11 protein-coding genes are annotated in these 19,638 nt (G+C 54.7%); 3 read left to right on the top strand and 8 right to left on the bottom strand.

The features are described 5' to 3' along the window. Positions 1–30: 30 nt before the first annotated feature. Positions 31–5,340 carry a DUF4011 domain-containing protein gene (locus L215_RS0101190; protein WP_025882841.1) on the bottom strand — a complete coding sequence of 1,770 codons (5,310 nt, stop codon included), beginning with the start codon at positions 5,338–5,340 and terminating at the stop codon, positions 31–33. Between the two features lie 23 nt (positions 5,341–5,363). Further along, positions 5,364–6,140: an AMP nucleosidase gene (locus L215_RS0101185; RefSeq protein WP_027451210.1), complete on the bottom strand. Its 777-nt coding sequence runs from the start codon at positions 6,138–6,140 to the stop codon at positions 5,364–5,366. A 54-nt stretch (positions 6,141–6,194) separates the two neighbouring features. Between L215_RS0101185 and L215_RS0101180 the strand changes: the two genes are divergently transcribed. The 3 genes from L215_RS0101180 to L215_RS0101170 are packed head-to-tail and all read left to right on the top strand — an operon-like array spanning position 6,195 to position 9,014. Then, on the top strand, positions 6,195–6,671 hold the full coding sequence (locus tag L215_RS0101180) for a type I restriction enzyme HsdR N-terminal domain-containing protein (RefSeq protein WP_025882842.1): 477 nt from the start codon (positions 6,195–6,197) through the stop codon (positions 6,669–6,671). 34 nt (positions 6,672–6,705) lie between these two features. After that, complete coding sequence (locus tag L215_RS0101175; protein ID WP_025882843.1) at positions 6,706–7,656, top strand: ABC transporter ATP-binding protein; 951 nt, start codon at positions 6,706–6,708, stop codon at positions 7,654–7,656. A 14-nt stretch (positions 7,657–7,670) separates the two neighbouring features. Beyond that, on the top strand, positions 7,671–9,014 hold the full coding sequence (locus tag L215_RS0101170; RefSeq protein ID WP_027451209.1) for an ABC transporter permease: 1,344 nt from the start codon (positions 7,671–7,673) through the stop codon (positions 9,012–9,014). A gap of 521 nt (positions 9,015–9,535) precedes the next feature. Here the strand turns inward: L215_RS0101170 and L215_RS0101165 are convergent. The 6 genes from L215_RS0101165 to L215_RS0101140 are packed head-to-tail and all read right to left on the bottom strand — an operon-like array spanning position 9,536 to position 19,608. Further along, entirely contained in the window at positions 9,536–11,950 is a 2,415-nt protein-coding gene (locus L215_RS0101165) for a lamin tail domain-containing protein (RefSeq protein ID WP_027451208.1), read from the bottom strand. Between the two features lie 12 nt (positions 11,951–11,962). Further along, positions 11,963–14,077, bottom strand: coding sequence for a M3 family metallopeptidase (locus tag L215_RS0101160; protein ID WP_027451207.1), 2,115 nt, complete (start codon positions 14,075–14,077; stop codon positions 11,963–11,965). 20 nt (positions 14,078–14,097) lie between these two features. Continuing rightward, positions 14,098–15,354: a glycoside hydrolase family 57 protein gene (locus L215_RS0101155; protein WP_025882845.1), complete on the bottom strand. Its 1,257-nt coding sequence runs from the start codon at positions 15,352–15,354 to the stop codon at positions 14,098–14,100. Positions 15,355–15,384: 30 nt separating this feature from the next. Then, positions 15,385–16,641, bottom strand: a complete 1,257-nt coding sequence (locus L215_RS0101150; protein WP_025882846.1) for a glycosyltransferase family 4 protein — start codon at positions 16,639–16,641, stop codon at positions 15,385–15,387. Between the two features lie 53 nt (positions 16,642–16,694). Then, positions 16,695–17,552, bottom strand: a complete 858-nt coding sequence (locus L215_RS0101145; protein WP_025882848.1) for a hypothetical protein — start codon at positions 17,550–17,552, stop codon at positions 16,695–16,697. Between the two features lie 52 nt (positions 17,553–17,604). Then, entirely contained in the window at positions 17,605–19,608 is a 2,004-nt protein-coding gene (locus L215_RS0101140) for a glycogen debranching enzyme N-terminal domain-containing protein (RefSeq protein WP_025882850.1), read from the bottom strand. Positions 19,609–19,638 lie beyond the last annotated feature (30 nt).

Below are 19,638 nucleotides of genomic sequence, written 5' to 3'. Positions count from 1 at the left end.
CATGGCACATACCACTCGCTCGTCCAGCTTTCACTTGAGGCGAAGGTTAGAGCCCACAGTCTCAACGGTACCAGCCTCTATCATAGCGGCTAAAGCCTCTGAGAAGGCTGCGTCAACGTTGCTACCCCTACGATTGAAGCCTAGCTTACGAGCTGCAAGGAGTGTCAGGGAGTCCTGACTCAGAGCTACTTGCTCTCTGAGAGTCTCGCTGAGTGCGTTTATTAGCTCTACACGAGGTATGTTCGCCACCTCTCTCCCGGAGTCTGTACGATAGGAGTTGTAGTCACGACTATCCTCCTTAGAGAGCCATATAGCTTCGCTTTCATCTTGATAGAAGGGGAAGAGTAGCTCCTTGACAGTGGCCTGTAAGGTTGGGGTGATGCGTCCTACAGCTGTGAGGGTAGCGACTCTCTTGCAGAGGAGTGTGAAGGTGATCGGCTGCTCGGTGGCGATAATGCCTTGGACTAGCTGAGCCATATCACGCATAGTGCCCTTTGCCGTAGGTTGTGTTATGGAGTAGCTCCGATACTGCTGCCCTTGAGATGTCGCCTCAACAAGCTGCTCCTGTGAAATGTCAAAGTGCGCCTTGGGAGTTGCTTTAACCTCTACGGGTGCAGAAAGAGCCGTGGCGAGACACTCCTCTATTCGGTTCAGGACTCGCTCCTTATTATTGAACCAATCGACGCTCCACACCCTCATGACCTGCCACTGGAGTGCAGATAGCACGGAGGGTTGCCCCACCTCTCGGTCTCTGGTGGTGGTCGTTTTGCTATAGCTCTCCCCATCAAGGAGTATACCGAGACGATAGACCTCGGGGTCTTGAGGGTCACAGATAGCAACTTTTACTCTAAAGCTAGATCGACCCACATTCGTCTTGACCAGGTGTCCTCTTGTGGTTAGCTCGGCAGCAATCTGCTCAGCGAGCAGTGTGTCACGGCTCTCCACTTGTGTCTGAGAGTAGGTGGGCAGGGACTGGGTCTCGGCATATAGGAGGAAGTCCTTGAGACCTTTTACGCCTAGCGCCTTGGATCTGCGGAGGTCAATGTCTGCAGAACGAAGCGTAGAGTAGATGTGCATCTCTTGTCTTGCGCGGCTCACAGCAACATTGAGCCTGCGCTCACCGCCAGCGTTGTTTAGCGGACCAAAGTTCATCGATACCTTGCCCTCCTTGTCGGGGCCATAACCTATGGAAAAGAGAATGATGTCTCGCTCATCACCCTGGACGTTCTCTAGATTCTTGACAAAGATCGGCTCAGGCATCTGGTCAACGATCTCTTGTAGCGCCGGCTCACGGTCTAGCTCTGCCTGTAGCATATCCTCTATCAGTCCTTGCTGAACTACACTAAAGGATATTACACCTATACTCTTCGTCCGCAATTCAGGATTTCTCAGTCTCCATATCACCTCTCGTATGATGGCTTCTGCCTCTGCCGCATTGGTGCGTTTGCCTCCCTTGTCGTAGTATCCCTCTACGGGTACGTGATAGACTTTTGTATTCTGATCATCTACTGAGGGGAAAGTGATGAGAGACCCATCGTAGTACTCACTATTAGAGAAGGCTATCAAGCTCTCGTGCCTAGAGCGGTAGTGCCAAGACAGCTGGAGGGCCGGAATCTCTAGTGTGCGGCAATCCTCGAGGATGCTCTCCATGTCGTCTATATAAGCTTCCTCCACATCTACATTAGAAGTAGCAAAAAAGCTTGTCGGTGGCATCTGCTTAGGGTCTCCCACTACGATCAGCGCTTTGCCTCTAGCTATAGCCCCCACGGCCTCACTGGTAGGCATCTGAGACGCCTCATCGAAGATGACTAGGTCAAACTGATCCTGAGTCATATATGTATACTGCGCCACACTCATAGGACTCATAAGCATACAGGGGCAAAGCCTAGGGAGTAGTGTGGGCATCTGTGCAAAGAGTTCGCGCAGAGAGACGCCTCGTCCGCCATTACTGATATTGCGATTAAGTAGTCCGATCTCACTCCCAGCCACCACATCGTCGGTCATCCGTGGAATGTTTGCAGCTAGTCGTGCATACAGTTCCTTTTGGGTCAGCAGTTGGAACTCATGAATCATCGTCCGGTAAGACTGTACCACCTGATCGAAGATCATCCCCTCAAAGGTCGCAAGCACTTCAGAGCGTCTGATACGCTCCTCCGCCTTGTACTTGAAGAGAGCCTTCATAAAGGCATCTTTAATCAGAGCTGGCTGATGCTCCTCTTGGCACATCGTCCTTACAACGCAGCCGAGACCGTGAGACTCCAGTTCATCGGCGTACTCAGACCAGTGTAGCCAGTCTCGCATCTTGTCTGAGTGGGTACTCCAACGGTCTAGCTGGTCGATAGACTTTTCTATCGTAGCGGTCTCAGGCATCGTGTCTTCTGGAGTCTCTAGCCCGAAGTGGCGAGTTAAGACAGCTCTTAGCTGCTCGATCTCCTCGTGCCTCTTGTGGTAAAGGGTCAGGTCTTCGATCAGCTTGTCTACCTCAGGCTCGGTGATGAATGCGTTGAACTGCTTGAGCCGCTTGATGAAGCTACGCTTGGCAAAAAAGCGCGGGATAAACCACTTAGCCTTTGCCGCACGCCACTCCGTACGGAGCTGCTCTACGTCCTCCGCTAGGATCTCCGGTGCGTTGTCTCTCACTATTTGCGCTTGCTGCTCCTGCGTCTGCTGGAGATCCTCACGATGCGAGAGTGCTTGCCTCAGAGTCTCTTGACTACGACGCATCTCCTCCACTACACCTGTGCTATCTGTCAGCATTGCTCGATCTAGTCTTAGTCCATTCAGAGGATGAGTCGCTGGCTGTCCGACCAACTTCACGACGGTCTCTAGCCGTGCGCCTAGTAGCTCCTCGACCCCTCTGACGCCTTCTGTTCTCAAGAGCTGATCCAGTGGCTCCTCAAAGGCAAAGCTAGCCAAAGGCTCTGCCTCTAAGCTCTCATAGTATAGGATATACTCGTACAGAGAGAGCTTGTCCTGAGGATCTTTGTCGTGCAGCGCATTCATATAGGCTATGAGCTGCTTGCGCATCTCAAAGATCTTGTCTGCCTGCGCCTGAAACTCCTCTGGAGGTAGAATGTGCGCAACTCTTAGAGCCTCTTCGAGCTGGGTGAGGACATGTCTTTTGGTTGCTTTGTTGGAGTGCAACTCTAGGCAAAACGGGCCTAGTCCTATCTTCTCTAGTCTACTCTGAACGACGTCTAGAGCAGCCATCTTCTGGGCTACGAAGAGCACCCTCTTGCCCTGGTAGAGGGCATTGGCTATTAGGTTGGTGATCGTCTGCGACTTGCCTGTGCCTGGAGGCCCATAGAGGACGAAGGAGTGCCCCTTGCCCCCCTCTATGATGGCAGCTATCTGAGACGAGTCAGCTGTCAGTGGTAGGGCTAGTCCTGCTGGCGAGGTCTCCTTGTCTAGTTGTCTCAGGTCTGCGGTGATCTCCTCGGGATGCCACGTGAGCTTGCCCTCTACGAGACTGTTTAGGATATCATGCTCTCGGAGCGTCTCATGATTAGCATGGATATCATTCCACATGAGGTACTTGCTAAAGGAGAATATACCCAAGAGACACTCCTCCTCTACGTCCCATCTCTTCTGCTCCTTGAGCGCATCACGTATTGTGGCAAATATGAGCGACACATCGACACCACTCTCATCTCTAGGTAGCGGGTCTAGCCCTCCGATGGAGATGTCATAGTTTTGCCTTAGGAACTCTATCAGAGTGACGTTGAGTAGTATCTCCTCGTCTCTAGTCCTGACGCAGTACTTACCTCTCTTGTAGACCATCTCCACAGGCAGGAGCAGTATCGGGGCATAACGCGCCGTCTCGCTCCGCTCAGTCTCAAACCACCGGAGCGTGCCGATAGCGAGGTAGAGAGAGTTGGCACCCGTCTCTTCGATAGAGCTACGCGCCACCTTGTAGATGTTCTTGAGGATGTCATTAGTCTCAGTTTCTGTCTTGTAGGTGTGCAGGGTGCAATGGGTTATATCATTGCGGATCAGTGCATCCAGCTGCGGATAGAGCTTAGAGCGGACGATCTGCTCTGAAGTGTCAAAGGAGAGCTCTACGTTTGGCTTACAAGCAATGGTGTACTCCTTCCCGTCCTGTAGGTAGTCCTCGATGCTTGCTACATCAAAGGATACAAACTGTATACCCCTGCGACGTAAATTGGTATTGAGGAGCGAGTTGCGTAGAGAGAAGTCGAGCAACTTGCGCTCCCAGATATCAAACTTCGTCAGCTCCTTCTTGCTATCCGCTATATGAGTCAGATCGTAGCGGTCATGCTCTACCACATTGATGACACACTCCTCATGTGCTACGCCTGCGGAGGCAACGGAGTAGTTGCCCTCAGACAAAGCCTTCGAGGGCAGAGGGCGTATGCCCTCTAGTCTACACCGCTTGACATCGATAAAGATGTCAAAGAGTGCGTGATCCGCTAGGTTGAGCTCTGCAATCTTGATCGCCTGCTCGAAGGAGGTCTGCTCGCTGGTCAACTTCGTACACTCTAGCACCAGCATCTCGCTGATACCTTGCGAGCACTTCTTCTCTATAAAGGAGGCATCGTCAGAGACCCCTACGAGGGCGCAGTCATCCACGAGCCATACGCCTAGATAAGCATGACCTTTCTGTAAGATCACGACACTATTCAGACCGATACTCTCGAGCACGCTAGCCATCAGCAGCGTCAGCTCGATACAGTTACCTATCTTGGTCGCTAAGACCTGATCAGGCATGGTGATGCGTTGTCCTATGACCTCATAGCTTGCAGGCATAGCGCGATAGACGATTCCCTCCTGATGTAGGGTTGCAAAGAGCGCAGCCACTTGTAGGCGCACCTCATTGGGATTGCCCGACTGGTACTCAGTAAGCGCGGAGGAGCCTGTCATCTGCTTGAGCATTGCAGCCACCTTGAGCGTTAGCGCCGTAATAGCGGGATGATTTGGCGTGATGAAGGAGACCAGCATCTGAGGCAAAATCACCGACCCCAGCCAGTGGTCATACGGCATCATCTCTAGCGAAAAGGTCTCCTGCCCCACACACTCGCCTTGGCTTGTCACCGTAATCGTAAAGCTCGTAACTATGCGCTCTGTCAGAGCGGCCAGCTTAGCGCCATCAGGTTCAACCTCAAAAGGCACTACCCGTACCGTCTCGTTAGGATTAACCTGCAAGATCTCCGTACTCTCATACGGAGCCACATACTCTCCCTCACATCGCACCTGCACATCCTCCAGTGGCGCTTCAGAGGTATTGACGATGTCGACCGACTGGCAGATTGGGATCCTATTGTGACACAGGGCATAGTTGACGACTTTCAGGTACTCGACATTGATCTTGACGCTCTTCATTTTCTCTCTACTATAATAATTTACTACCAGTCAAAGACGATGCTCTTCATCTCCTCGGGAGATTGGCGAAGGCTCTCGACAGTGCGGATGCCGAGCTGGAGATGTTGCTCGGCGAAGTGTGCCGTCACGTAGCTATCGCTCTCGTCGCTCTTGACCCCTTCGGGTGTCATCGGCATATCGCTCACCATCAGGAGAGCACCCGTCGGGATGCGGTTCGCATAGCCCACGGTAAAAAGCGTAGCCGTCTCCATATCAATGGCGTCCGCATGGGTCGTGCGAAGGTACTCCTTGAAGCGCTCGTCATGCTCCCAGAGCCGTCTATTCGTCGTGTAGACCGTCCCTGGCGCATACGATATGCCCGCCTCGAGGAGCGCATTGCTACAAGCTTTGAGCACATTAAAGGAAGGGAGCGACGGCACCTCACGAGGCATATAGTCATCGCTCGTTCCCTCGCCACGTATCGCCGCAATCGGGAGGACGTAGTCCCCCAGCGTCAGCTGCGACTTGAGCCCGCCACACTTCCCGAGGAAGACCACCGCCCGTGGCTCAATGGCCGAGAGCAGATCCATGATCGTCGCCGCATTGGGACTGCCCATGCCAATGTGTATCATCGTCATCTCCGCATTGCCACAGTTTGGCATCGAGGCGCTCTCGCCTAGGATCGGTTCGCCGATCTTCTTGGCAAAAGCTTGCAGGTAGCTCGTGAAGTTGGTCAGGAGTATGTGTGGCGCAAACTCCGAGAGGCTCCGTGTGGTGTACCTCGTTAACCAATTGGTAGCAATCTCTTTCTTTGTTTTCATTGGTGGAAATGGTAACTTTGCACCGTCTAATAGCTGTAGTGCGAAGCAAAGTTAATGAAACCCCTCCACTTACCCTCTTACCCTGCTCTCATTGAGGAGCAGTCAGGGCGTTCGGTCATATACGACGTTTATCGTCAGAGTATGGTCGCTCTGACCCCTGAGGAGTGGGTGCGTCAGCACTTCCTGCACTATCTCTCGGATCATCTAGGCTACCCGCGCCTCTCCATACAGGTGGAGAGCCTCGTCGCCAGCTCCATACGTCAAGACCGCTTTGACGCGATGATCTACGGTCCTGGCGGACGAGTCCTCGCGCTTGTCGAGTGCAAGGCGCCCGAGGTGCCACTCTCTCAGGAGACGGTCAACCAGATCTCTCGCTACAACGCGCACTACCACGCACCCCTCCTGATGATGACCAACGGGCTCTCCCACCTCGTCCTGCAGATAGACTACACCACCGCCACGGCAAAACCGCTCGCCGAGATCCCCTCCTACCAGCGAGCCCTCGACATACTCCAAACCTCAAAGGTCTAATCTCTAATCTCTAAAGTCTAATCTCTAACCTCCCATGCCATACTTACTAGAAGCAGAGCATATCGTCAAGCGATACAAGAACCACCTCGCCCTCGACGATGTCTCCATACAGGTACAGCCCAACAGCGTCTTCGGACTCCTCGGTCCCAACGGTGCCGGCAAGAGTACCCTCATCAAGATTATCAACAAAATCCTCCTCGCCGACAGCGGCACCGTACTGCTCAACGGCCAGGAGATGACCTACGAAGATATACGCCATATCGGCTACCTTCCCGAGGAGCGCGGGCTCTATAAGAAGATGAAGGTCGGTGACCAAGCCATCTACCTAGCTCGTCTGCACGGACTCTCCCGACAGGAGGCGCAGCAGGAGCTAAAGCACTGGTTTGAGAAGTTTGACATCATGCCCTGGTGGCATCGTAAGGTCGAGGAGCTCTCTAAGGGAATGCAGCAGAAAGTTCAGTTCATCTGCACCGTCATTCACCGTCCCAAGCTACTCATCTTCGACGAGCCCTTTAGCGGTTTCGACCCGGTCAATGCGGAGCTCCTCAAGCGTGAGATCCTAGAGCTGCGAGACAACGGCTGTGCCGTCATCTTCTCCACGCACAATATGCAGTCCGTCGAGGAGATCTGCGACGACATCGCACTCATCAACCAGAGCAAGGTGGTGCTCCGTGGAGATGTGACCGAGGTCAAGCGAAGCCACTTCGACGGCGTCGCCTCGCTACTCATCGCAGGCGAGGGGTATCGTCCCAACTGGGTCGAGTCTCTGACCGAGCAGCAGATCGAGCTACTCGAGATCAAGCGTGAGGGACACGATATGCGCGTCCGCCTCAAAGACCCACAGCAGCGTGACGTACGCGCTCTCGCTGAGCTGGTCCCCACCGACCTGCACCTCCTAGAGGTTGCACAGGAAATACCCTCCATGCAGGAGATATTTATCCGCACCACCACGGCTCAAGCTCAGCCCGCTACGACCACCCTTTAACCAGACCCACTCTTATGAACAAGAAATCACCCTCCAAGCTCTCCATACTCATTGAGCGAGAATATATGGTGCGTGTCAAGAAGAAGTCCTTCATCGTCACCACCCTCCTCATCCCCATCCTCATTGCGGCTATCTTCTTTATCGTTATCTATGTCAGTATGAGTTCGCTCAGTGACGAGCGTGTCGCCGTCATTGACGAGACGGGACTCTATAGCGACGTGCTGGCCGACAACGAGTACTACACTTTCATCCCAAGCTCCGAACCGCTTGAGGCTTATACCGACAAGGCGAAGCTCGAGGAGGAGGGGCTCTCAGCAGTCCTCTACATACAGGACACGCTGATGAACAATCCTAGCGGCTGGAGCCTTTACTCCTACAAGAAGCTCCCCGACGGAATTGTCCGCTACATCAATGATGCTTTTACCGAGCGGCTCAAAGAGCAGCGCATCGCTCAGTATGATATCGAGGGTCTCCCCGAAATCATTGACGATGTGGAGACAACCATCTCCGTCCCCACCTATCAGTGGGATGCCAAGGGCGAAGAGGCTAAGTCTAGTGGCACACTGGCCGGAGTCATCGGTATGATCCTCTCGGGTATCATCCTCGCCTTTATGTCCAACTATTCGGGACAGGTGATGAGCGGTGTGCTGGAGGAAAAGAAGAACCGCATCATGGAGGTCATCGTCAGCACCGTTCGTCCCATAGAGATGATGATCTCAAAGATGGTCGGTGTCTTCCTCGTCGGACTGACACAGGTCGCTATTTGGTTGATCTTCGGAGGGATTATCTTTGTCGTCGGCTCACTGGTAGCCGTCGGTGGCGTCTACGACCTCTCGGCTCTCTCGCAGCTAGACCCCGCACAGATGGGCGGGCTCGCTGGCGGTATGAGTATGGACTCCGTCACCGAGATGCAGTCCAGCCTAGAGGTGCTACAGAGTATTAACTTCGTACAGCTCATCATCATGCTCCTCGTCTACTTCATCGGGGGCTACCTCCTCTACGCTTCGCTCTTTGCAGCAATCGGGTCGAGCGTCTCGAGCGACGAAGATGCCAGTCAGTTTATGATGCCCTTCGTCCTCATCATGATGCTCGGCTTCTACATCGCTATGGGTAGCATGGACAATCCCGACGGCGCGATGGCCTTCTGGGGCAGTATCATCCCCTTCTCCTCACCCTTCGTGATGATGGTTCGACTACCCTATGGAGTCGCCCTGTGGGAGCTCATCCTCAGCATCGTGCTCCTCTACCTCACCGCCTTTGGCATCGCCTGGCTAGCCGCACGTATCTACCGTGTCGGCATCCTCTTCACGGGCAAGAAACCTTCCCTACGCGACCTCTGGAGCTGGCTCCGCATCTAGCGAAAGCCACCCCTGCAACATATCGCATCAGCACCCTCACCGCTCAGCAGGTGGGGGTGCTTTTTTCTGGGAAGCCTTGCCGACCAAGCGCATCCCCCACGGAGCAATTGCCCAATAGCTCACTGGAAAACGAGAAATTCTTCGGAAGAACGAAATCAAACTTCGGAGGAATGAAATGAAACTTCGGAAAAATGAAATCTCAAGTCCGAAGAATTTCAGATTCCCTCCCTAGGGATTTCTTCGTCCCCCCATGGGGATCGAAAAGTTCCTCCGCTGGAACTAAAGAGTTCCTCCGCTGGAACTGAAAAGTTCCTCCCTTGGAACTAAAAAGTTCCAAGAGGGGAACTATTTTTGGAACTCGTATGTACTACTAAGCCAGCACGATACGAGTAACCCGGTGCAGGGACGCACGGGAGTGTCTAGTGGGAGGGCGTCCGTCCCCGTTAAAACTACGATGCTGTAACCTTTGACACAACGGACGCACGAGCCGTGCGTCCCTACACCGGGCTACACGTGTTGAGTCAATGGACGATGATGCTGACGAGGGGATAGGCGCGCTTGCGGTCGGGATGGCGTAGCTCCACGAGGAGGATGGCGCGCGTAGCGTAGGTCACGGGCAAGAGCTCCGCCAGGCTCTGTCGCTCTACGATGGCTCGGCAGAGGGTCTCCGTGCTGGCGTGGTCATACTGCGCAAGCGGATAACCCGCCACGGCGTATAGCGTTGCTGTGCAGGTGGTCTCACCGACTGAGATCTCCTGTAGCACCAATCGGGCGAGCTGGGGTAGCGATAGGAGCGTGCGTTGCTTCGGGAGGTCGATGCTTTCGCCAGAAGCGGAGGAGCGCCCGTAGACACTGTTTTGCCGACCAGGCGTCCCGTAGTTAGCCCACGCCTCGGCAGCCGTCCAGTTGCTCAAGTCTTGCGGTTGCTTGTCAGGGATGATGCGTTCCTGAGCTACGCCTTTGACCTTTTGTAGAGATTTGGGGAAGGTCTTGATATCGTAGTAAACCTCCTCGACGATGCTATCGTTTGCCAACTGAACGAGCCGTATAGCGCACTCGCTATCAGGGAGCTGAGGCATCTCGGGAAAGAGGAGCAGGCTGTCGGGCTGTGCATAGTAAAGCCGCTCCAGCGGGTGTGTGCTCGGGGTGAGCGCCAGATAGCCCCGTGGGGGGATGCCACCCGCGGGGTGTGGCGGGAGCGGATAGACCTTGGAGGGGTGACCGGAGCGTGTGATGACCAGTCCGAGATGCGCTGTATTGACGGTGGTGTCGTTGGGGTTGTAAAGCTCGATATACTCGGAGCCGTCGACCGTAGGACGAGCCATAATCTCGGTAATGTAGAGCGGTAGCAAGGAGCTGGCGTGGGTCGTATCACTAGGCGAACCACCCGAGGGGCGAATGCTATTGCGCTGGCCAGGCGTAGCGAAGTGTGCCGACTGGGCGGCAGCGCCCCAAAACTCCTGGCTCTTGTCGCCCGTGGGCGAGATGTATCGCTCGAGGGCTACGCCACGCTGACTACGCAGTTTACCCAGGAGGGCTGGATCATAGCGAAAGGTCTCCACGACCGTTGAGTCGGCATGGCGGAGCAGCTCGATGGTGAAGCCATTATTGGCAAGCTGTGGCAAGCTCGCACTCTGAGTCAGGCTATCGCGCGGCGCCTCATAGAAAGCGGTGATCCCCTCCACCGAAGTAGTGAAGGCGTGGTACCCGCCCGCTGGAATCGGACAGGAGCGACTACTCAGCGGATACCAAGTGGACACTTTGCCCCGTCGCAGTACACCGACCGAGTAGCCACTGGCATCCAGCGTTTGACCAGTAGGGTTGTACAGTTCAATATACTCAGAGGCACCCGAGAGCGGGTTTGCCATAAACTCGCTAAAAGTGAGTGCCAAGCTGTCTTTATGAGGCTGTGGCTGATCATACTCGACGGCTATCCTATAGATTGCATTCTCCACCTTAAGGCCGCTGGCAGTACGTACGCCTCGGAGGGAGAGCGCATACTCACCCTCAGGGATCGCTGCCTCACTCCTTATATAGATGCTCTTGCCCTCAGCAGAGGTGGTGAGCTGGCCCCATGAAGGCGCCACGGCAATGGTCGCCGTAGAGAGATCGGCCGGCTCAGCGCAAAGCGCCTCGACGGTATGCGAGTCTCTCTGGTCGAAAGACTTGTAGAAGTCTTTCGCTGGGACCACGTTGCGCTCGCCGAGTAGCTCATCAGGCGAGACCAGTGAAGGGTAAATGTCTAGGAACTCCAGCGAACTGTGCTGCGTCCGAGACTTGCTATACTGGCAAGCGAAGAAGAGAGAGTAGCTACTGTACTCACTAGATAAAGGCTTCGTGCTGCCAGCACTTCCCACAGGCTTATAGAGATCACCGTCTCGATGCCTGACCCACAGGGACCAGCACGTCTCGGCTGTCGGGTCATACTGCAGGACAAAGTCGACTACCCCACCCTCTTGGCGCATCTCGTTAAAGTAATTGTAGGACAAGAGTTCGTGGGACGAAAGCGTCTTCACCTGACCACTCTTCTGTAGCGCAAGGCGACACTCAGCAAGACGCAAGCATTGGTTGTTCTCCATCTTGAGCACCACATAGTTGAAGGTCCCGTCACCTAGAGGTTCGTAGCAGTAGAGCGGGAGCTTCACATTATTGCTCTTCGTCGGGGTGTAGTCCAGTCGCACCTTGCCATGCCAAGTAATCTGCTTGCTGACAGGCACATACGCCTTGATATAGGCGTAGTTGGTCGTGCCAGTAGCCTTGCTGTCGTAGAGCTGTAGACCTCTGATGGGATCACAGCGAAACTTGTCGAGCGTTCCCTGCCACACAGCTGGCGAGAGCGCCACGCTATCGGCAAAATGCGCCTGCCACTGCCCCACGACGGGCCAACTGCTGAGCAAGCCTAAGAGGAGTACGAACCAGATCCAGCGAAGGCGCATAGCTTCATTCCTTTAGTTAGCTGTTGTAATGCCGTCACGCTTGAGCATCGCAGCGAGCGTAGGTTTGCGCCCTCGGAACCGTACGTAGAGCTCCATCGGGTCAAGCTCGTCTCCTCGCTCCAAGATCTGATGCCGGAAGTCGGTAGCGACCTTCGGAGAGAAGATCCCCTCCTCGCTAAAGCGCTCGAAAGCGTCTGTGGCGAGCATCTCGCTCCACTTATATCCGTAGTAACCAGCAGCGTAACCGCCCGCAAAGATGTGACTGAAGGCGGTAGCGACAATATGCTCCGGGTGCTGCGGGTCACGCTCTCTGTCTCGCAGGGTGGTGCCTCGGAGGGTCTCACGCTCGTAGGTGTAGAGGTCGTCGGGTAGGCTTTCACCCTCGGCTAAGGTGTGGTAAGCCATATCCAGCTTGCCAAAGATAACCTGTCGGATGGTGCTGTAACCGACGGGGTACTGGGTCGCTTGGATCGCTTTGTTGAGGAGGTTAGCGGGGAGCGGTTCGCCCGTCTGGTAGTGCTTAGAGAGCAGTTCGGTGACCACCTCGGGCTGGAGGAGATAGTTTTCCATAAACTGACTCGGGAGCTCCACAAAGTCACGCTCCACATTGGTCCCCGACATGGAGCTGTAGCGCGTTTGCGTGAGCAAGCCGTGGAGCGAGTGGCCGAACTCGTGGAGGAGCGTATGCACCTCCGATAGCGTGAGCATGGCCTCCTTGCCAGTCGTCGGCGGGGTGAAGTTCATCACGAGGAGGATATGGGGTCGCTGGGTGGGTGTCCACTCCCGTAGGTTGTTCATCCAGGCACCGCTGCGCTTGCCCTTGCGGGGGAAGAAGTCTAGGTAGAGCAGTCCGAGATGCGCTCCGTTACGGTCTAGCACTTGGTAAGGGCGCACATCGGGATGGTAGACGGCAACCTCCTCAGCGGGTGCGAAGGTGATGCCATAGAGCCGTGTGGCAATGGCGAAGACGCCCGAGATGACCTGCGAGAGCGGGAAGTAGGGACGTAGCTCCTCCTCCTTGACCCCAAAGGTCTGCTCGCTGTGCCGCTCCATATAATAGGAGAGATCCCACGACTCTAGCTCGAAGCCCGCCTCACGATCCAGCTCGTCGAGCTCATCGAGGGCGGTCTGTCGGTAATACTTCGTGAGATCGTCGAGGAGTTGCTCCACCTGCTCGGGCGTGTTGCACATACGATGCTTGAGGCGGTAGGTCGCATAGTTGGGATGTCCCAGTAGCCGTGCCAGATCGCCACGAAGCGTAGCTATCTGACGAACGATCTGCCGATTGTTCTGCGCATTGTCACGATTGCCCACACTACCCCGTCCTAGGTACATCTTGTAGCGCAGATCTCTGTCGGCACAGTGCTTCATGATGGCACCCACATGCGGAGCCGACAGATCAAAGAGGTAGCCCTCGCCATGCGCTTCGGAGGCGGTGCGCGCTTTCTCCTTAGCATCGTCTAGGATCTGCTGAGGCAAGCCACGTAGCCGGTCGCCTTCGTCAGCAGGCACGAAGAGTGTCCAGGACTCCTCGTCGCAAAGTTTGTTTTGCGCAAAGCGTGTGGTCAACTGACTGAGCTGCTCATTGATCTCTCTAAAGCGCTCCCGCTCGGCACCAACGAGCAGAGCACCGTTGTCCGCAAAGCCCTCGTAGCTCTCGGTCAGGAGGCGCAGGTCTATCTCGTCCAGGTGCAGCTCCTCCCTCTGGTCATAGACAGAGCGAATGCGGGCGAAGAGCGCTTCGTTGAGCAGCGTATCCGTCGACAGCTTGCTGAGCCAGTCCGAGAAGGTCTCCGAGAGCTGCATCATCTCGGGACACGAGTAGGCTGAAAGCAGATTGTAAAAGGCTCCCGTGACCGCCTCCAGCGCCTCCCCACTCTCCTCGAAACGACGAATCGTATTGTCAAAGGTGGCCGGCTCACGCTGTGCCGTGATCGCATCGATCTCTGCACGATGTAGCGTGATCGCCTCCTGCATAGCCGTGCGGAAGGTCTCCATCGTCTGCTCTATGGCAGTAGCGGAGGAGAGATCGAAGAACTGGTCAAAGGGGAAGCTCCCGTACGGAGTCTCGGGAGCAGTAAAGAGGTTGCTTAGCAGTGCTGTCGCCTGAGGCGTGGTTGCGGTCATATATAAGGAGTCGGGTTGGGTTACTTAGCCAGCTGATCTTCCAGCTGAGCTATCTTTTTGTTTTGGTTTTCGATGGTCTGCAGGAGTGCGTTGAGCTCCTCATTGCCCATAGAGGTGGGGTACTCGGCAGAGACACGGAGGAGGAAGTCGCTCAGGACGTTCATGTAGTTGGTAAAAGCGGCATAAGGCGTCTCGTATGGCGAGAAAGCCCCCGGGCCGCCCAACTTAGTGGTCATGTAGAAGAGGTGATCGGAGCCCTGTAAGTTAATCCAGTCCTCCAGTAGTCGCTGGTCTCGTGAGAGACGGATGCGCTCGCCCCACTCCTCGAGCTTCTGTATGACACATTGCTGTAGCTCATTGCCCGTCCATAGCGAGGTGTCTCGCTCCTCGCCCATACGGCTCACCGGATAGGTCGCCTGGATCGTGTCCTGCGGGGTGCAGTGCGTAGCGATCTCTTGGGGCGTGGTAAAGGTGAAGCCACGCTTATAGCCCTGCTCGGGAAGAGCTCGGAAAAACTCAAAGATGCCCGTCTCACGGCTCCATACCGATCCGAGCGTCTCCAGTGGCAGAGAGACCAAAGCATAGTCGCCCTGCTCAGCCTCCAGCGTCGCAAAGAAGCGCTCCGTCGTGTAGGGATAGAGCGGACTATCGTACCGTGCGAAGTCGTGGGCGATCGCATCGGAGAGCTCTGCGTGACGCATCAGGAGAGCCATGCCCTCGATCGTAGCGTTGTACAAGTAGTTAGGACTCTTCCACGCTAGGAGGTGCTTGGCACCCTCGGTGACGATTGCTTTGTACCCTTGGCTATGGGCTACCTGTGCGATGCGGTCACTGTAGATTAGCTCAGGATTGGAGAGCGTCACAGGAGAGACCCCAAGGAGCGAACTGATACGGGTGCGGTACATGCGCAATTGGTTCGCATACTCCTCCTCATCGTACAGCCCGCAGAGCCCGTGCGAGATCGGTTCGCCAAGTATCTCGATGCGCCCACTCTTGACCAGTCGCTTGAGTAGCTGGATCATGTCTGGCGTGTGTAGCTCCATCTGCGTGAGCACCGAGCCTGAGAGCGTGAGAGCAACTCTAAAGTCGGGATGCGCCTCGATCAATTGCTCGATCAGTTCGAGGGCTGGTCTATAGGATCGGTCTACCACTTGACGCAGTATCTCCTCATTGGCAAAGTCGTCGTAATAGTAGTGGTCGCTACCGATATTGAAGAATGGGTAGTTCTTGAGCCTAAACGGTTGGTGTAGGTAGAAGTGAAGTATAATCTGTATCATAGGAAGGTGGAGAAGTCGTTTGTCAAAGGGTTATACAAGTCGGTCATAGATAGCTCTGAGGCGCAGTCCAGCTTTGCTCCAGACGATGTTGTTGACCTCCTCGAGACCCTTTTGCTTGAGATGCTCGTGGAGCGTCGGATAGGTGACGAGGGCGTGCATAGCGTCGGCCATAGCGTCCACATCCCAGTAGTCAGTCTTGATCGCATAGCGCAGGATCTCGGCACAGCCACTCTGCTTAGAGATAATGCTCGGCACGCCACACTGCATAGCTTCTAGCGGTGAGATGCCAAAAGGCTCCGACACCGAGGGCATCACGTAGACATCACTCGAGCGTAGCATCTCATAGACCTGCTGCCCTCGCAGGAAGCCCGTAAAGTGAAAGCGGTCGGCTATACGCTTGCGAGCCACGAGATCAATCATCTTGTCCATCATATCGCCATTTCCCGCCATCACAAAGCGGATTCCATCGGTATGCTGTAGCACCTTGTGGGCTGCCTCGACGAAGTACTCAGGCCCCTTTTGCATGGTGATGCGCCCCAGGAAGGTAATCACCTTGTCGCCCGTATGCTGCTTATTGGGCAGGGCTAATAGCTCAGGACTAAGCGGCTCGACAGCGTTGTGAACGGTAAAGACTTTATCGGGGCTCTGACCATACTTGTCGATGACGGTTCGTCGGGTCAAGTTGCTCACACAGACGATAGCATCTGCGTAGTCCATCCCCTGCCGCTCGATCGCATAGACCTGCGGATTGACATTGCCACGACTGCGGTCGAAGTCGGTCGCATGCACATGGATCACCAGTGGTCGCCCCGTCACCATCTTCGTATGGATCCCCGCTGGGTAGGTGAGCCAGTCGTGCGAGTGAATGATGTCGCACGGCACCGTCCGCGCTATGACGCCCGCCACGATCGAGTAATTGTTGATCTCCTCCAGCAGGTTGTCTGGGTAAGCTCCACTAAACTCCAGACAGCCCAAGTCATTGGGACAGCGATAGCGGAAGTCATCGTAGATGTGCTCTCTCGCAGCCTGGTAATAGGTCACCTCCGCCTCATTGTGTAGCCGTGAGCGCAGGTACTCGGCACTATGATCATGGTAAACGATCGGCGTGCGGTCAGCACCAACCAGCGTAATGTGCGAAGTGTCCTCATCGCCATACAGCTTAGGCACGACAAAGGTTATATCCATATCGCTCTGCTCGGCCATACCATTGGTCAAGCCGTAGCTAGCCGTGCCTAGCCCTCCCGAAATGTGTGGGGGAAACTCCCACCCGTACATCAATACTCTCATCTTACAAGAACATCTTCATTGGTCTCACTTGTCGTGTTAAGAGGCAATCTCTATCAAAGTAGTATCTTTTGAGTGAACGGTGTAGAGCCGTCTGCGAATTCAATATGAACTACAGAACAGTGACTAGCGTATTGAAGGGGAATGACAATCTCTTCCCGAGCATCTGTCTCATATCGACTTGCATACCCCTCTGGACTATAGATCTCAACGAATGAAATGGGGCGAGTGCTTTTGATAAAGAGCTTCTCATCTTCAAGCTTAATGATAGGAGCAAGGCTCCTCTCTGTAGGCAAGTCTATACTTGTCAGCTTTGAAGATAGAACGTGTGTTGCCATATAGCTCCTGCCTATCTCTACAAACCTAATGGTATATATAGAGTCCGGGGGAGTAGTGAATGTCAAGTCTCTATTTACGTCATAAAGATGTTTGCGAGTCCATCCTCCCAAAGCGATTACTATACCTCCCCATTCGGTAAACGCATCATCCATACGAACCTTATCTTTAGTTAGGAAGAAACTCTCTATTCCTGGTATCACGACCCCTGTATTGGGGTCTTCACCCATAAGGGCAGTTACGAACCAACCCTCAGCCGTGACATACTTTGCGCCTTTGTATAGTTGCTCGAAGTCGTAGTTATAGCTATCTCCCTCACGATTGCAGACGAAGTGGTAGATACTGTCTAGCTGGATAGGCTTACCACTTAGTTGTAGAGGGTCGGTTACTGAAGCATAGACACCATCTTTGATCTGTATCGGGATGTACGCATCATTAGTCATAATGGCAAGGACTCGCCCTTGCGCTGGATCTGTCGGATGCTCTACCGTCGTAAGGAGACCATCCCAAGTATTTTGTGCCGAGACGATCAGCCCGCAACTAAGTAGTATGGTTAGTAATAGTAGTTGGTGTCTCATAGTTTCGTAGGCTTTAGTTACACTTCAAAGGTAAGGGTATTTATTGGTCCTCTCATCTTGTAGGACGCTCTTCGTTGCTGGTTGTATAGTATAGGTAGTTAGCCAGAGGGGTCTCCTCACTGTTGTACCGCTCCAGGGTCACCAAGGCGCGCAAGACCTCCGCACAGCTCATCGCAAAGGAGATACCGCCGTGACTATCGTAGGGCGGGTTGCCATCGTACAGTTCGCTCAGTGTCGAGATGCCGTGATGCTGTAGCTCATCCTGTATATCCCCGAGCAGGCGCGCCAGGTGGGTCACACCGCTACGCCCATTGATCTTCAGATAGGCATCCGTGTAGGCACCCAGTAGCCACGGCCAAGCGGAGCCATTATAGTAAGCATGCTCCCGCTGCTCTTGAAGCCCGCTGCACTGCTCCACATAACCCTCACTGCGGGGGCTCAGCGAGCGAATACCCTTTGGCGTGAGTAGCTCAGAGGTCACGATTCCTAGCACTTGTCGCTGCTTAGCACGGCTCAGAGGGCAGAACGGTAGCGAGATAGCTATCAGCATATCGGGACGGACAGCCCGCTCACGATACCCCTCCTTGGTCACGTAGTCATATAGGTAGCCATAGGGATTGACGAAGGTCTGCTCGAAGGCTGGTTCTAGGCGCTCGATCACGCCCGCCAACTCCTCGGGAAAGCCCACGCCACGAGCCTCACGGTAGAAGCAGAGAGCATTGTACCACAAGCCGTTGACCTCCACCAGATAGCCCCGTCGTGGTACGACCGCTTGCCCCGCTATCGTTGAGTCCATCCAGGTGACTGGAGGCGTGCCGCTCCCCTCGGCATAGAGCAGTCCATTAGGCTCGATGCGCAGGATCGGATGGCGGTCGCTCAGGTAGTAGTCGATGATGCGCCCCACGAAGTCTAGGTAGAAGGTGCGGTGGCTGTCGTCTGGATACTCAGCGAGAAAGAGCTGTATAGCACGTATCGCCCAGAGCCCCACGTCGGGGTCGCGCACCCCCTCCATATCTAGTGGGAGCGCTATCTGCTGGATGAAGTTGATGCTGCTCCGTATGAAGGTGCTCATCACATTGTGAAAGCGCTCCGGATGATCGCTATAGATCGAGCAACCAGGCAAAGCGACCATCTCATCTCTGGCTCGAACTCCATACCAGGGGAAGCCCGCTAGGATGTAGTGTCTATTGGATTCTGGCTTGTAGTAAAACTGGCTACAAGCGTTGCGCAGACAGCTCCGCAGATCCACCCGAGCCTTGCGGTGCGCCACCTCTGAGTCAAAGAGCGCTGGCAGCGTAGTCACGTCCACCTCCTCTAGCTGTGCGGTGAAGTAGACCGACTCACCATTGCGCAGATCCATCTCGAAGTAGCCAGGCGAATAGAGGTCTTCGCAGCTTTCGTACCCTCGTATCTGCTCCTTAGGATAGTGCAGATTCTTAATCCAATAACCCTCATCGACCCAATGCGAGGGGGCATCCACCTGCATATATAGATCGGGGTAACCCTCATAGAGACAGGTGCGCACGCCCGTCGTGCCGACGGGGTGGACGGTCGTGTCGGCCGTATCGTTTTCATGCGATAGGAGGATCACATCCCTAAAGGCGACCACAGGGCGCAACCGCAGCGTGGTCTCGCTGTGGCTGTCGAGGAGCGTAAACTTGATAATCACCTGATTCTTGTAGTGGCAGAAGATCGACTCCCGCTGTAGGACCACCCCGCCCACACGGTATATCGTGCGGGGCATCTTGTCTATGTTGTACTCTCGTATGTACTTATGCCCATTGGGATAGACCGTGCCATCACCGTAGAGATGCACGCCGAGGTTAAACTCCGCCCCATGCTGTATCACCGTAGCGTCTAGCGACGAGAGGAGGATATGATTGTGACGGCTCAGGTGAGGCAGTGGCACCACGAGCAGACCGTGATACTTGCGCGTGTTGCACCCCACGAGGGTCGTACAGTTGAAGGCGCCCCCACGGTTAGAGCGTATATGCTCCAGCTGTAGCGAGCGGTCTAGGTTAGAAAGTGTTGTACGGTCAAACTTGAGATAACTCATAGATAGTAAATTACTTGGAAGCAACGACAC

The sequence above is a fragment of the Porphyromonas uenonis DSM 23387 = JCM 13868 genome (assembly GCF_000482365.1).
Classification (GTDB): domain Bacteria; phylum Bacteroidota; class Bacteroidia; order Bacteroidales; family Porphyromonadaceae; genus Porphyromonas; species Porphyromonas uenonis.
This window is presented reverse-complemented; position numbering and strand designations above follow the sequence as displayed.